The sequence below is a fragment of the Pseudomonas sp. FG35 genome (genome assembly GCF_057809295.1).
In genome coordinates this window covers 234,358-247,322 of the sequence record NZ_JBMDJR010000001.1, presented here as the reverse complement: position 1 = coordinate 247,322, position 12,965 = coordinate 234,358, and the positions used below count along the sequence as shown (strand labels likewise).

Here is a 12,965-nt window from a genome sequence, read left to right as displayed (position 1 = left end):
CCCCATGACACAACAACTGTTCCGTCCCATCGCCCTCGGCCCCTACACACTTCCCCACCGGGTGGCGATGGCGCCGTTGACCCGCTCCCGTGCCGGACAACCGGGCGACATCCCGACGTCCATGAACGCCGAGTACTACCGCCAGCGGGCGAGCGCCGCGCTGATCATCACCGAGGCCACGCAGATTTCCCGCCAGGGCCAGGGTTATGCGTGGACGCCTGGCATCTACAACGATGAACAAGTGCAAGCCTGGCGTGAAGTCAGCCGCCAGGTACACGAGGCCGGCGGGTTGATCTTCATGCAACTGTGGCATGTGGGCCGCGTGTCGCACCCAAGCTTTCAACCGGACAACGCACTGCCGGTGGCGCCTAGCGCATTGCCTGTGCCGGGCAAGACCTTCATCGTCGACGACGAGGGCAACGGTGTCTGGGGCGACGTGCCGGTGCCGCGCGCACTGCAAACGTCGGAGATCGCCGACATCATCAGCGACTACCGCCGCGCTGCGCGCAATGCACTGAACGCCGGGATGGATGGCGTGGAAATTCACGCCGGCAACGGCTATCTGCTGGACCAGTTCATCAACAGCAACAGCAACCAGCGCACCGACGGTTATGGCGGCCCCCTGGAAAACCGTGCGCGCCTGTTACTGGAAGTGGTGGCGGCCGTGGTCGACGAAGTCGGTGCCGACCGTGTCGGCGTGCGCCTGACACCCATGGGCCGCTTCATGGGCATGGGCGATGAATCGCCGGAGGCCACATTCGGCTACATCGTGCGCTCGTTGAACCGCTGGAAGCTGGCCTACCTGCACTTGGTCGAGCCGGCCGTGGTCGGCACTGTCAAGGATGAAAACTTCGATCCGCGCTGGGACGCGATCATCGCTCAGTTGCGTGATGCCTGGGATGGCGTGCTGATGATTGCCGGCGGCTACGACCCCGAGTCGGCGGAACAGGCCCTGGCCGACGGTCGCGCCGACATTATCGCGTTTGGCCGACCGTTCCTCGCCAACCCCGATCTGCCTCGGCGAATCCGCGAAGGCCTGACGCTCAACGCACCGGACCCGAGCACGTTCTTTGGCGGCGATCAGCGTGGCTATACCGACTACCCGGTTTACGCCCACTGATACGCTGAACAGCGGACGCAAAAAGGCCTGCCACATCGGCAGGCCTTCTTCGTTTTCGCGGAACGTTACTGCTTGAGAATCAGCAACGGCTCGCCCTTCTTGACGATGTAGGTCGCCAGTTCCGAGCCCTTCTCGTTGCCGACGTTCCTAGCGATATGCGCCACACCCGCCGGGATGAACAGCGAATCCCCCGCCTTGAGCGTCACCGGTGCCTGCCCTTCGAGCCGGTATTCGAACGTGCCGCTGATCACGTAAGCCACTTCCACACCCGGATGCGCATGGTTGGGCGAGGTGACGCCCGGTTCGAAATCGACGCGAGCCTGGATCACCTCACGATCCGCCGCACCCAGGTCCTGTCGGACCAGATCGGTACGGCTCAGGCCTTGTTGCCAGTTCTTCGTCGGGGCGGCAGATGGGGTTTCAGCCGCCTGTGCGAGGCCGGTCAGCGATACGAGTACGGCGGCAGCGGTCATCAGAAGTGTGCGGCGCATGGTGTTGTCCTCTTGGAAGTAGTGATGTGTTGGCCACTACTTTGGCCGAGGCATGTACGCAGGATGTGTCCTGATGACGGGGTTTGTTACCCGTTTGTGTACGGCGGCGCGATGGATACACGCTTATACAAAGGGTTTGGCCAGCACCTGCGATAGCCAGCCTCTGAACGCCACGATCTTTTTCGATTCGGCCTGATCGTGGGGCGTGACGAGGTAGAAGCCGGAAGCGGATTTCAAGCGCAAATCAAACGGCGCCACCAGCCTGCCCGCGCGCAGATCGTCATCGACATAGGTCGAGCGACCGATGCACACGCCCTGCCCGTCAATCGCCGCCTGCACCGCCATCATCGCCAGGTCGAAGGTCAATCGTGGGCCTTTGGCCGTCAGCGGTGGCTGGCCTGCCGCATGCAGCCAATCGTTCCAGTCATTGGCGGTCACGCCACTGACTTGCAACAAGGGGTGATGCGCCAGATCTGCCGGAGTTTTCAGGGCGTTCTTGCCAGTCAACAAGCGCGGGCTGCACACCGGAAAGATCTCGTCGGCCATCAACCAGTCGGCCCGAAGTCCAGGCCAATTCCCGTCGCCGTAGCGGATCGCCGCATCGATGCCGCCCTTGCGAAAGTCCACCCACTCGGTGGAAGCACTGATCCGCACATCAATCTGCGGATGCGCCTCGCGAAATGACGGCAGACGCGGCAACAACCATTTCGACGCCACCGACACTAGCGTGCTGATGGTCAGGACGCTGTAGTTGCTCGACTCCAGCAGCTTTTCAGTCGAGTAGCGCAATTCAAGAAACGCCGAGCGGATGCCGGGCAAGTAAGCATTGCCCTCATCGGTCAATGCCAAACCGTCTTTCAAGCGCATGAACAGACGCACGCCAAGCTCATCCTCGAGGCGACGGATCTGATGGCTGATCGCAGTTTGTGTGACGTTTAGTTCTTCAGCGGCGCGGGTGAAGCTCATATGCCGGGCGGCGCATTCGAAGGCTCTCAATCCGTTGAGCGATGGCAGTCGGGGGAGCATATGACCTCTTCAGTCCATGAGATTTTGTCATACGCTAGCACTGGATTTGTCCTTTGCGAAGCGGCGCGGTCATAGCGGATTCTGAGGCTCCATCTGCAAGGAGCCCCCATGAAACTGTACTACGCCCCCATGACCTGTTCGCTTTCACCGCACATTGTGTTGCGTGAGCTGGAGCTGCCGTTCGAGCTGATCCGGGTCAACAACCAGACCAAGCAAACCGCCGACGGCCGGGACTTTCGCCAGATCAACCCTAAGGGTTACGTGGCCGCGCTGATGCTGGACAACGGTGAAGTGCTGACCGAGGGGCCGGCCATTCTGCAATACCTCGCCGACCTCGTGCCTGGTCATGCGCTGGCCCCGGCCAACGGCAGCTGGGAACGCTCGCGTCTTCAGGAATATCTGAACTTCATCAGCTCGGAAATTCATGGGGGCAGCGCGCCGTTGTTCAGCAGCGAAATCCCGGAAACCACCAAAACGATCTTCAAACACAAGCTGTTCAAGCGTCTGGATTACCTGAACCGCATTCTCGCGACCCAGCCGTTTCTGATGCAGGCTTTCGGCGTAGCGGATGCCTACCTGTTCACGGTGCTGAAGTGGTTGCCGACTTTCAGTATCGCCATTGAGGACTGGCCAGCGCTGGCGAGCTACATGACACGCATCGCCGAGCGGCCCAGCGTGCGGGCTGCCATTGCGGAAGAGGACGCCACGCAACCGGTGCTCTGACAAGACCGGAAAACCGCTACCAGAACGGGTTGCTGTTGCCCGCCGGATTGCTGATTTCATCGCCCCACGCGCGTTTCGCAAGGTGACAGTTGTTGAATGCCCCAGCGCTTCTATAGTGAAAGGGTTCAAGCCCTCCTCCCGCCGAGCGCCCCATGGCCAGCACCGATCAACTGATCATCTGCGAGCATTGCGACTGCGTGTACGAAAAAGTCGTGCTGGCCAAACACCAGAAGACCCTCTGCGTGCGTTGCGGCGCCGTGCTCCAGCGCTACAACAACCTGAGCGTGGAGCAACGGCTGGCCCTGAGCTTCACCGCGGCGATGCTGTGGCTGTTCGCCAATTTCTACCCGGTGATGAGCATCAGCATGAAGGGCCTGAAAAACAGCGCGACCCTCTGGGATTCAGTGCTGGCCCTGAGTCAGGGGCCGATCACCTTCATGGCGATGGTCGCGGCAATCTCGATCATCATCGCCCCGGCCTTCCAGTTGGTTCTGTTGATCTGGGTCTTGAGCTTCGCCCTCGCCTCGCGCCGTTCACCGGGGTTCAAGCTGTGCATGCGCTGGCTGGAAACCTTGCGGCCGTGGAGCATGCTCGAAGTGTGTTTGCTTGGCGCAATGGTGGCGGTGTTCAAACTGGCGGGCATGCTCGACGTCATTCCCGGCATCGGCCTGTTTGCCTTGGCCGTGCTCAGCCTGTTGCTGATCCGCATCGCCGGGCGCGACGTGCGTGAACTGTGGGACATCCTATGAAACGGCCACCGACTGCCAGCGAACTCAACCTGTGCCTGTGCCACAGCTGCGGACTGGCCTGCGACATGACCGGCGAACCGCACCAATGCCCGCGCTGCGACGCGCCGCTGCACCGGCGCAAGACCAACTCGCTGACCCGCACCTGGGCCTACATGTTCGCCGCGCTGGCGTTTTACGTGCCGGCCAATCTGCTGCCGGTGATGAACACCACCCTGCTCGGCAGCGGCGCCGACAGCACCATCATGAGCGGCGTGCTGGAGTTCTGGGAACACGGTGCGTGGGACATCGCCGTCATCATCTTCGTCGCCAGCATCGCCGTGCCGGGGGTGAAATTCGTGGCGCTGACCTTGCTGCTGGTCACCGTGCAACGGGACAGCCATTCGGCGCGCAAGGAGCGTTCGAAGCTGTACCGCTTCGTCGAGCTGATCGGCTATTGGTCGATGCTCGATGTGCTGGTGGTCGCGCTGGTGGCGGCGCTGGTGAAATTCCAGGCGCTGGGGGATATCGAGCCGCGCGTAGGGATTCTGTTTTTCGGCCTGGTGGTCGTGTTCACCATGCTCTCGGCCATGAGTTTCGACCCGCGCCTGATCTGGGATAACGCGCCGGACGAAGAAACGGAAGAACCCCGGCACTCGACTGAACAAATGCCGGGGCATCAAGCGGTTTAAATCAGATCTGCGCAGTACCGCCGTCGACGAACAACTCGATGCCATTGACGAAGCTGCTGTCATCCGAGGCCAAGAACAGCGCGGCCTTGGCAATCTCGCTCGGCTCGCCCAGACGCCCGATCGGCACGATAGACGCCAGTTGATCGAACAGCCCCTGGGTGTGTTCCGCCGGCACCAGCCCTGCCAGCCCTGGCGTGCGCACCGGGCCAGGGCTTATGGCGTTGACGCGGATGCGCCGTGGTTTCAAGTCCAGCAACCATGACCGAGCGAAGTTGCGCACCGCCGCTTTGCTCGCGCTGTAGACGCTGAAGTTTTCCGTGCCCTGCACCGAAGTGGTCGACGAGGTCAGCAGAATCGAGGCGCCATCGCGCAGTAGCGGCAAGGCCTTCTGCACGGTGAACAGCGTGCCCTTCACGTTGGCGTCGAAAATCCGGTCGAAGTGCTCTTCGGTGATCGAGCCCAGCGGCAGCATGTCCCCGCCGCCGGCGTTGGCGAACAGGATGTCGAGGTGCCCGGCCTTGGCGGAAACCTCGCGGTAGATGCGATCCAGATCCTCCAGCTTCGCCACATCGCCCTGAATGCCGATGGCCCGTGGGCCGATGGCGGCGACCGCTTTGTCCAGTTCGGCCTGACGACGGCCAGTGATGAATACCGTGGCGCCCTGAGCGACGAATTCCTGCGCCGAGGCCAGGCCGATGCCGGTGGTGCCGCCAGTGATCAGTGCGATTTTGCCTTCAAGTCTGTTGCTCATGATGAATCTCCAGTAACCGTTTCGAGGTAGGTGACGGGTCGTAGGTGAGCCGTTGGAAGCGACTTTAGGCCGATGAATTGAATTGAAAAATCCGCAAAATCGGTTTTGTTTGTGCACAGACATGCACAATACTCAACCGCATCTACCCCACCGAGCTCGAACCGATGAATCAGTTAATGGCGATCCGCACCTTCGCCCGCGTCGTGGAAAGCGGTTCGTTCACCAAAGCCGCCGACTCGCTGAACCTGCCGAAAACCACGGTCAGCAAACTGATCGGCCAATTGGAAAACCACCTCGGCGTGCGCCTGCTGCAACGCACCACCCGCCGCCTCACCGTCACCGCAGACGGCGCTTCCTATTACCAATTGACACAACAATTGCTGCATCAACTGGACGACATCGATCAGGGTTTCAGCCAGGCGCAAGGCCTGCCGCGCGGCAAGATTCGCGTGGACATCGGCGGCTCGACCGCGACGATGCTGGTGATCCCCGAACTGCCGAGGTTCTTCGAACGCTATCCGGATATCCAGGTTGATCTGGGCGTCAGCGACCGCCCGGTGGACCTGATCAGTGAACGGGTGGACTGCGTGATTCGCGGCGGCCCGCTGACCGAACAAACCCTGGCCGTGCGCCGCCTCGGCGAAGTGTCCTGGACCACCTGCGCCACGCCCGACTATCTGCAACGCCACGGCACCCCAAGCCACCCGCTCGACCTGGCCAGCCATCAGCTGATCGCCTACCGCTCGGCCTCCACCGGGCGCATCCTGCCGTCGAACTTCCAGCGCAACGGCGAACGCCACCAGATCGAAGGCAAAGGCCTGATCAGCGTCAACGAGAGCAACGCGCACCTGGCGGCCGGGCTCGCCGGACTGGGGATCATCCACACCTTCAGCTACACGGTCAGGACCGCCATCGAGCGCGGCGAACTGGTGCCGATCCTCGAGGACTGGCGCCCGCCGGCCTATCCGTTTCATGTGCTGTACCCGCCAAACCGACATTTGAGCAATCGGGTGCGGGTGTTTATCGATTGGCTGGTGGAGCGGTTTGCGCAGGTTGATTGACGTACTGCGGAAGCATTGCTGACTTTTACGCAAAACACCTTTGACCCAGGGCCGGTTCTTCTCATGCCCGTTGCCACCGATACTGGCGGCCATTGACAGTCATGGGAAACCGCACAATGCAAACCGATTACGCTGCCTGGGCCTGGACGTCCGGCCAAGGGCTGGATGGCCTGACATTGACCCGCAAACCTCTCCGGCAACCCGGCCCCGGGCAAGTGCTGGTGGCCAACCGCGCCATCGCCTTGAACCCGGTGGACTGGAAGATCATCGAGTGGGGCCACTCCGCGTGGCACACCGGCCGTGTGCCGGGTGTCGACGGCATGGGCGTGGTGGTCGCGGCCGGCGCCGGCGTGACACTGCAACCCGGCAGTCGCGTGGCGTATCACCAATCCTTGGCGAACGATGGCAGCTACGCCGAGTACTGCCTGCTCGACGCCGCTACCGTGCTGTCAGTGCCCGCCGCGCTCGATGATGCCGCGGCGGCGTCACTGCCCTGCCCCGGTTTGACCGCGTGGCAAGCCGTGGAAAAAGTCCCCGCGATTGGCGCGGCCGATGTGCTGGTGATCGGCGCCGGCGGCGCGGTCGGCCTGCTGTTGGTGCAACTGGCGGTACAACGCGGATGGCGGGTCTGGGCGACCGCGTCCGGCGCGCATCATGAAAAGCTCAAGGCCCTGGGCGCAGTCGGCGTATTCGATTACCGCGAACCGGACTGGCAAACCGCACTCGCAGCCAGCCTCGGCGAACGTCGTTTGCACGCCGTATTCGACACGGTCAGCGGCGCTCACGCGGCGAAAATGGCCGACCTGCTGGGCTACAACGGCCATCTGGTGTGCATTCAGGATCGTCAGGAAAGCGCGCCGCTGCCGGCGTTCACCACCGCGATTTCGCTGCATGAAGTGGCATTGAACAGCTTCCACGTCCACGCCAGCCTGCACGATCGCCAGACCTTGCGCCGCAACGGCGAGCAGTTGCTGCAAGCGCTGCTCGACGGCAGCCTGATCGGCCCGGCGCTGCAGATGTTCAACTTCGATGAATTGCCCCAGGCCTTGCGCGCCCTGAAGGACGGCGCGGGTGGCGGGAAATGGGTGACGCGTCTGCCCGCCGTTTGAATCGCGTCAGTCGAGGCCTTCCCCAGTGCCTTGACTGACCTCTCGGGTCAGACAATCAATCAGCGCCCGCGCCGAAGCCGACAGCTGCCGGTGCGGCGGATAGATCACCGAGAACGGTCGGGAGCGCCCGCCCGACTGTTCAAGCAGCCGCACCAGTCGCCCTCTTTCGATCCGTTCGCGGACAATGAAGTCATAGGTCTGGCAGATGCCCAGCCCCTGCTCCGCCAGCGACACAATCCCCAGCACATCGTCGGACACCTGAATATTGGCGCTGGGCAGCCATTCGCGGTCTTCGCCCTGCTCACGGAACAGCCACGGCCCGACGCGCCCGGTGCTGGGCATCACGAACGGCAGGCACGCATGCCGCTGCAAATCGTCGACGCGCTGCGGTGTTCCGGCCCGTCGCAGATAATCCGGCGCGGCCACCACACACAAACGCGCGTCCTCCAGCTTGCGACCGATCAGCCCGCTGTCCGGCAACGCGCCCAGCCGAATAGCCAGGTCGAACCCTTCGGCCACCAGATCGACGTTGCGATTGCTGATGCTCAACTCAACGCGCACTTGCGGATGCTGCCGGGTGAAACGGGCGAGCATCGCCGGCAAACGATAGTGGCCGTAAGTGGTCGGCACGCTGAGGCGCACGCGGCCGCTGAGTTCGCCGTCCTGTCCCTGAATCGTGCGCTCGGCGTCGTCGATCAGGCCGAATGCCGCCCGGGATTGCTCCAGATACAACACACCGGCATCGGTCAGGCTCAAACGCCGCGTGGTGCGCCGCAGCAACTGCACACCCAGGCGCGCCTCCAGCCGCGAAATCGCCCGGCTGACCACCGACGGCGTGGTTGCGAGAAACACTGCACCGGCGCTCAGCGAACCCTTCTCCACCACCGTGACGAACACTTCGACGTCGGCCAGATAATCGAATCGGCGACTCATCTTGATCTCCAGAGAACAAATGCTTTGCTGTGGCGCGAGTTTATCGCCGCCATGAGCATCAATACAGTGAGCCGCACTTTCCTTCATCTTCTGGAATCGCCATGCGCTCAATTACACGTCTTGCTTTCGCCTTGTCTCTCTCCGTTGCCGCGTTGAACGCCCAGGCGGCCAATGTGCTGGTGGTGCTGTCGGACTCCGATCATCTCGATCTGAAGGACGACAAGGTCTTCAACACCGGTTTCTACCTCAACGAACTGATGCAACCGGTCAAGTTGCTGCTCGATGCCGGCCACACCGTGACCTTCGCCACCCCGACCGGCAAGGCGCCGACGCTGGATCGCTCCTCCGACGACAAGATGTATTTCAACAATGACGTGGCAGCCTTGCAGACCCACAAGGCGCTGCTGGAACAACTGAAGATCACCTCGCCCGGTGAATCGCCGGTCATCAGCCTGTCGCGGGTCGAGCAAGTCGGCTACGAGCATTTCGATGCCGTCTACATTCCGGGTGGCCACGCACCGATGCAGGATCTGCTGCACAGCCAGGCGCTGGGCAAACTGCTGAACAACTTCCATCGAACAGGCAAAACCACAGCGCTGGTGTGCCACGGCCCGATTGCACTGCTGTCGACCCTGACGGATCCGACCGCATTCACCCGCCGACTGGAAACCGGCAAAGCCGCGACGGCAAACAACTGGACGTATGCCGGCTACACATTCACGGTCATCAGCAATCAGGAAGAAGAAATCGCCAAAGGCCTGTTGAACGGCGGCGCGATGAAGTTCTATCCGCAGACGGCACTGGAAAAGGCTGGCGGTGTTTTCAGCAGTAACACGGCGCCGTGGGCCAGCCACGTAGTGGTTGATCGCGAACTGGTCACCGGACAGAACCCGGCGTCGGCCCTGGCCGTGGGCAAGACCCTCGTTGACCGCTTGAAGTAATCTCGGCGCCCTCGCACTTTCACCGTTTCGTCTAACCTGACGTTGCACCCGACGATGATTGCCCATCGACGGGTGCATCGACCTTGATGCCCACGAAACGGAGAATTCCATGCTCAAGCGAACCCTGGCACTGACCGCTGGTTTGGCCCTGTCCCTGTCCGCCGTGCTGGCGCAAGCCGCGGAGGTGTTGAAGGTCAGCGCGATTCCCGACGAAGCCCCGACCGAGCTGCTGCGCAAGTTCGAGCCGCTGGGCAAATACCTGCAACAGCAATTGGGCATGGACGTGCAGTTCGTCCCCGTGGCGGATTACCCGGCGGTGGTTGAAGCGCTGGCCACTGACCGCCTCGATCTGGCGTGGCTCGGCGGTTTCACCTTCGTCCAGGCGCGGCTGAAAACCGGCAACGCCATTCCGCTGGTGCAGCGCGAACAAGACGCCCAGTTCACCAGCAAATTCATCACCGCCGACCCGGATGTCAAAAGCCTCGCCGATCTCAAGGGCAAGACCTTCGCCTTCGGCTCCGTGTCGTCCACCTCCGGCAGCCTGATGCCGCGCTATTTCATGCTCAAGGACGGCATCAAACCGGAAAGCTATTTCAGCCGCGTCGGCTACTCCGGCGCCCACGACGCCACCGTCGCCTGGGTGCAGGCCGGCAAGGTCGACGCCGGTGTGCTGAACGCCAGCGTCTGGCAAAAACTGGTGGACGCCGGCAAGGTCGACACCAACAAGGTCAAGGTCTTCGCCACCACCCCGACCTACTTCGATTACAACTGGACCGTGCGCGGCACCCTCGATCCGGCGCTGGCGGCGAAGATCAAAAAAGCCTTCCTCGACCTCGACCCCGCCAACCCCGAGCACAAGAAAATCCTCGACCTGCAAGCCGCCAGTCGCTTCATCGAAACCAGCCCGGACAATTACAAAGGCATCGAGGAAGCCGCCCGCGCCGCCGACTTGCTGAAATGACGCTGCGCCTCAAACAGGCTTTTTTGCACCACACCAATGGCGTGGAGGCCTTGCGTGGCGTGGATTTGCAGATCGAGGCCGGCGAACAGGTGGCGATCATCGGCCCGTCCGGCGCCGGCAAATCCAGCCTGCTGAATATGCTGGCAACCGCGATTCGGCCCAGCAGCGGCGACATCGAAGTGCTGGGCGAGCGCGCCTGGCACTTGTCCGCGCGCCAACGGCAACGCCTGCGTGCGCGCATCGGTCTGGTACATCAGGCGCCGCCGCTGCCGCCCCGGCAACGGGTGGTGACGGCGGTGCTGGCCGGTAAACTCGGGCAATGGAGCCTGGGCAAAAGCCTGATCAACCTGCTGCATCCGCTCGACGTGCCCGGCGCTCGCGCGGCCCTGGCAAAACTGGATCTGGCCGACAAACTCTTCAGCCAATGCCAACAACTGTCCGGCGGGCAATTGCAGCGGGTCGGCATCGCTCGCGTGTTGTATCAGGCGCCGGAGGTGTTGCTGGCCGACGAACCAGTCTCGGCGATGGACCCGGTGCTGGCCGGGCACACGCTGTCGATCCTGTCGCGCCATGCCCGCGAGCACAACGTCACGCTGGTGGCGAGCCTGCACGCGGTGGAGCTGGCGCTGGCGCACTTCCCGCGAATCATCGGTTTGCGCGAGGGTCGGATCCTGTTCGACTGCCCGTCCGCGCAAGTCAGCCGCGACATGCTCGACACCCTCTACGCCAACGAACAACTGCAATCCCCGGCGCCCGCCGTCCCCCCGCTGATTGTGCAGATTCCGCGATGCTGAGCGCCGATACCCGCGACCCCGCCGCACTGCCACGGTTGCTGCTGACCGGGCTGGCGATTGCCTTGCTGTGGCCCGGTATCCAGCTCAGCGAGCTGGATCTGGGCGTGCTGTTTCACGCCGACAGCCAGAGTGAAATGGGCCGCTTCGTGTCGATGTTCTGGCCACCGGCCCATGACCGCGAGTTTCTGCAATTACTCCTCAAAGCCACCCTGCAAACCCTGGCCATCGCCACCGCCGGCATGGCCCTGGCGCTGCTGTTGGCGGTGCCGGCCAGCCTGCTCGCCAGCCGCGCCCTGTCGTTGACCGCCGCCTCACGCAGCGGCCGGCCGAGCCTGTTGGGCCGCCTGCTACGATGGCCGGTGCGCGGGCTGCTGATCTTCCTGCGCAGCGTGCCGGAAATCGTCTGGGCCCTGCTGTTCGTGCGCGCCGTCGGCCTTGGCCCGGCGGCGGGCGCGCTGGCCATCGCCATCACCTACAGCGGCATGCTCGGCAAGGTCTACGCCGAAATCTACGAATCCACCGACCAACGCCCGGCCCACGCCCTGCTCCAGGCCGGCAGCGGCCGCCTCGCCAGCTTCGCCTACGGCGTACTGCCCAACGTCGCGGCGGAACTGCTCTCCTACACCGTCTACCGCTGGGAATGCGCCATCCGCGCCTCGGTGGTCATGGGCTTCGTCGGCGCCGGCGGCCTCGGCCAACAGATCGACCTCTCGATCCGCATGTTCGCCGGCGGCGAAGTCGCCAGCATGCTCCTGACCTTCCTCCTCCTCGTCCTCGGCGCCGACCAACTCAGCCGCCTGCTGCGCTGGAGGCTGGCATGAAACGACTGATCAATTCGGTGCTGATTCTCGCCATGGTTGCGGCCGTCATTGCCTCGTTTGCCTATCTGGGCCTTGATCTTGAAGAACTCGGAAGCCCTACCAGCCTGAAACAAATGGGCTTGTATGTGGCGCGCTTTCTCAGTCCCGATTTCAGCGCTGACTACCTGAGCGCCATCCTGCGTGGCTCGATGGAAACGCTGGCCATGTCTGCGCTGGGCACCCTGCTCGCTGCCGTGCTGGGCCTGTTATTGGCGCTCCCCGCTGCTGGCCGGTTTGGCTGGTTTTTTCAGAGTGCTGCGCGCCTGGTGCTCAATGCACTGCGTGCCATTCCTGAACTGGTGTGGGCCGCGTTGATGGTGCTGGCGGCTGGCCTTGGGCCGAATGCCGGGACACTCGCGCTCGCCCTACACACCACGGGCGTGTTGGGGCGGTTGTTTGCTGAGGCACTGGAAAACACGCCGCCGGAACCGGCGGATGCGATTCGGTTGCAAGGGGGGAATCCGGTTTTGGCGTTCTGCTACGGCACCCTGCCGAACCTGGCGCCGCAGTTGCTGGCGTACTGTTTGTATCGGTGGGAGAACAATATTCGGATGGCGAGCGTGCTGGGGTTTGTCGGGGCTGGGGGGTTGGGACAGATGTTGTATGTGAGCTTGAGTTTGTTTCAGGAGGCGCAGGCGGGGACGGTGATATTGGCTATGCTGATTTTGGTGTGGGGAGTGGATTGGTTGAGTGGTTGGGGTCGAGGGCGGTGGGTTAAGGCTTAATGCCGTCAAGATTCGTATCTCGATATTTTCAAGGGTGTTTAGACGGCCCACGC

General features: G+C 62.8%; 15 protein-coding genes. 11 read left to right on the top strand and 4 right to left on the bottom strand.

Annotated features, from left to right (window positions below; translation table 11 throughout):
* Positions 1-4 precede the first annotated feature (4 nt).
* On the top strand, positions 5-1,120 hold the full coding sequence (locus tag ACODTD_RS01140) for an alkene reductase (protein ID WP_011333867.1): 1,116 nt from the start codon (positions 5-7) through the stop codon (positions 1,118-1,120).
* A 65-nt stretch (positions 1,121-1,185) separates the two neighbouring features.
* Here ACODTD_RS01140 and ACODTD_RS01135 read toward each other — a convergent pair whose 3' ends face one another.
* Together ACODTD_RS01135 and ACODTD_RS01130 are read right to left on the bottom strand one after the other, a co-directional pair.
* A complete protein-coding gene (locus ACODTD_RS01135) occupies positions 1,186-1,611 on the bottom strand; it encodes a cupin domain-containing protein (RefSeq protein ID WP_489104333.1) in 426 nt (141 codons plus the stop codon).
* A gap of 123 nt (positions 1,612-1,734) precedes the next feature.
* The gene (locus ACODTD_RS01130) at positions 1,735-2,637 is read right to left on the bottom strand and encodes a transcriptional regulator GcvA (protein WP_489104332.1); all 903 of its coding nucleotides are present in this window, start codon (positions 2,635-2,637) and stop codon (positions 1,735-1,737) included.
* 108 nt (positions 2,638-2,745) lie between these two features.
* Between ACODTD_RS01130 and gstA the strand changes: the two genes are divergently transcribed.
* The 3 genes from gstA (at position 2,746) to ACODTD_RS01115 (ending at position 4,777) form a co-directional block, all read left to right on the top strand.
* Positions 2,746-3,360 (top strand): glutathione transferase GstA, encoded by a 615-nt coding sequence (gene gstA, locus ACODTD_RS01125; protein ID WP_489104331.1) that lies wholly within the window; start codon positions 2,746-2,748, stop codon positions 3,358-3,360.
* 152 nt (positions 3,361-3,512) lie between these two features.
* Positions 3,513-4,109 (top strand): paraquat-inducible protein A, encoded by a 597-nt coding sequence (locus ACODTD_RS01120; RefSeq protein ID WP_011333863.1) that lies wholly within the window; start codon positions 3,513-3,515, stop codon positions 4,107-4,109.
* The gene (locus ACODTD_RS01115) at positions 4,106-4,777 is read left to right on the top strand and encodes a paraquat-inducible protein A (RefSeq protein ID WP_489104330.1); all 672 of its coding nucleotides are present in this window, start codon (positions 4,106-4,108) and stop codon (positions 4,775-4,777) included. The genes ACODTD_RS01120 and ACODTD_RS01115 overlap by 4 nt, the downstream gene beginning before the upstream one ends.
* 1 nt (position 4,778) lies before the next feature.
* On the opposite strand, the gene ACODTD_RS01110 is transcribed toward ACODTD_RS01115, so the two are convergent.
* Positions 4,779-5,528 carry an SDR family NAD(P)-dependent oxidoreductase gene (locus ACODTD_RS01110; protein ID WP_201818234.1) on the bottom strand — a complete coding sequence of 250 codons (750 nt, stop codon included), beginning with the start codon at positions 5,526-5,528 and terminating at the stop codon, positions 4,779-4,781.
* 164 nt (positions 5,529-5,692) lie between these two features.
* Here ACODTD_RS01110 and ACODTD_RS01105 point away from each other — a divergent pair, with 164 nt between their 5' ends.
* Positions 5,693-6,589 carry a LysR family transcriptional regulator gene (locus ACODTD_RS01105; RefSeq protein ID WP_489104329.1) on the top strand — a complete coding sequence of 299 codons (897 nt, stop codon included), beginning with the start codon at positions 5,693-5,695 and terminating at the stop codon, positions 6,587-6,589.
* Between the two features lie 116 nt (positions 6,590-6,705).
* Positions 6,706-7,698 carry a zinc-binding dehydrogenase gene (locus ACODTD_RS01100; RefSeq protein WP_489104328.1) on the top strand — a complete coding sequence of 331 codons (993 nt, stop codon included), beginning with the start codon at positions 6,706-6,708 and terminating at the stop codon, positions 7,696-7,698.
* 6 nt (positions 7,699-7,704) lie between these two features.
* On the opposite strand, the gene ACODTD_RS01095 is transcribed toward ACODTD_RS01100, so the two are convergent.
* Positions 7,705-8,631, bottom strand: coding sequence for a LysR family transcriptional regulator (locus ACODTD_RS01095; protein WP_285355354.1), 927 nt, complete (start codon positions 8,629-8,631; stop codon positions 7,705-7,707).
* A 101-nt stretch (positions 8,632-8,732) separates the two neighbouring features.
* On the opposite strand from ACODTD_RS01095, the gene ACODTD_RS01090 reads away from it, so the two are divergent.
* The 5 genes from ACODTD_RS01090 (at position 8,733) to phnE (ending at position 12,912) form a co-directional block, all read left to right on the top strand.
* Positions 8,733-9,572 (top strand): type 1 glutamine amidotransferase domain-containing protein, encoded by an 840-nt coding sequence (locus ACODTD_RS01090; protein WP_489104327.1) that lies wholly within the window; start codon positions 8,733-8,735, stop codon positions 9,570-9,572.
* 109 nt (positions 9,573-9,681) lie between these two features.
* A complete protein-coding gene (locus ACODTD_RS01085; RefSeq protein ID WP_489104326.1) occupies positions 9,682-10,533 on the top strand; it encodes a putative selenate ABC transporter substrate-binding protein in 852 nt (283 codons plus the stop codon).
* The gene (locus tag ACODTD_RS01080; RefSeq protein WP_440811605.1) at positions 10,530-11,327 is read left to right on the top strand and encodes a phosphonate ABC transporter ATP-binding protein; all 798 of its coding nucleotides are present in this window, start codon (positions 10,530-10,532) and stop codon (positions 11,325-11,327) included. Before ACODTD_RS01085 ends, ACODTD_RS01080 begins: the two co-directional genes overlap by 4 nt.
* On the top strand, positions 11,321-12,148 hold the full coding sequence (locus tag ACODTD_RS01075; protein ID WP_489104325.1) for a PhnE/PtxC family ABC transporter permease: 828 nt from the start codon (positions 11,321-11,323) through the stop codon (positions 12,146-12,148). Before ACODTD_RS01080 ends, ACODTD_RS01075 begins: the two co-directional genes overlap by 7 nt.
* Complete coding sequence (gene phnE, locus ACODTD_RS01070; RefSeq protein ID WP_489104324.1) at positions 12,145-12,912, top strand: phosphonate ABC transporter, permease protein PhnE; 768 nt, start codon at positions 12,145-12,147, stop codon at positions 12,910-12,912. The genes ACODTD_RS01075 and phnE overlap by 4 nt, the downstream gene beginning before the upstream one ends.
* Positions 12,913-12,965: the final 53 nt, after the last annotated feature.

Coding starts and splice junctions, on each gene's coding strand:
- ACODTD_RS01095 (WP_285355354.1), bottom strand. CDS start 8,631: ATGAGTCGCCGATTCGATTATCTGGCCGACGTCGAAGTGTTCGTCACG.
- gstA (WP_489104331.1), top strand. CDS start 2,746: ATGAAACTGTACTACGCCCCCATGACCTGTTCGCTTTCACCGCACATT.
- ACODTD_RS01075 (WP_489104325.1), top strand. CDS start 11,321: ATGCTGAGCGCCGATACCCGCGACCCCGCCGCACTGCCACGGTTGCTG.
- ACODTD_RS01085 (WP_489104326.1), top strand. CDS start 9,682: ATGCTCAAGCGAACCCTGGCACTGACCGCTGGTTTGGCCCTGTCCCTG.
- ACODTD_RS01080 (WP_440811605.1), top strand. CDS start 10,530: ATGACGCTGCGCCTCAAACAGGCTTTTTTGCACCACACCAATGGCGTG.
- ACODTD_RS01135 (WP_489104333.1), bottom strand. CDS start 1,611: ATGCGCCGCACACTTCTGATGACCGCTGCCGCCGTACTCGTATCGCTG.
- ACODTD_RS01140 (WP_011333867.1), top strand. CDS start 5: ATGACACAACAACTGTTCCGTCCCATCGCCCTCGGCCCCTACACACTT.
- ACODTD_RS01105 (WP_489104329.1), top strand. CDS start 5,693: ATGAATCAGTTAATGGCGATCCGCACCTTCGCCCGCGTCGTGGAAAGC.
- ACODTD_RS01130 (WP_489104332.1), bottom strand. CDS start 2,637: ATGCTCCCCCGACTGCCATCGCTCAACGGATTGAGAGCCTTCGAATGC.
- ACODTD_RS01100 (WP_489104328.1), top strand. CDS start 6,706: ATGCAAACCGATTACGCTGCCTGGGCCTGGACGTCCGGCCAAGGGCTG.
- phnE (WP_489104324.1), top strand. CDS start 12,145: ATGAAACGACTGATCAATTCGGTGCTGATTCTCGCCATGGTTGCGGCC.
- ACODTD_RS01090 (WP_489104327.1), top strand. CDS start 8,733: ATGCGCTCAATTACACGTCTTGCTTTCGCCTTGTCTCTCTCCGTTGCC.
- ACODTD_RS01120 (WP_011333863.1), top strand. CDS start 3,513: ATGGCCAGCACCGATCAACTGATCATCTGCGAGCATTGCGACTGCGTG.
- ACODTD_RS01110 (WP_201818234.1), bottom strand. CDS start 5,528: ATGAGCAACAGACTTGAAGGCAAAATCGCACTGATCACTGGCGGCACC.
- ACODTD_RS01115 (WP_489104330.1), top strand. CDS start 4,106: ATGAAACGGCCACCGACTGCCAGCGAACTCAACCTGTGCCTGTGCCAC.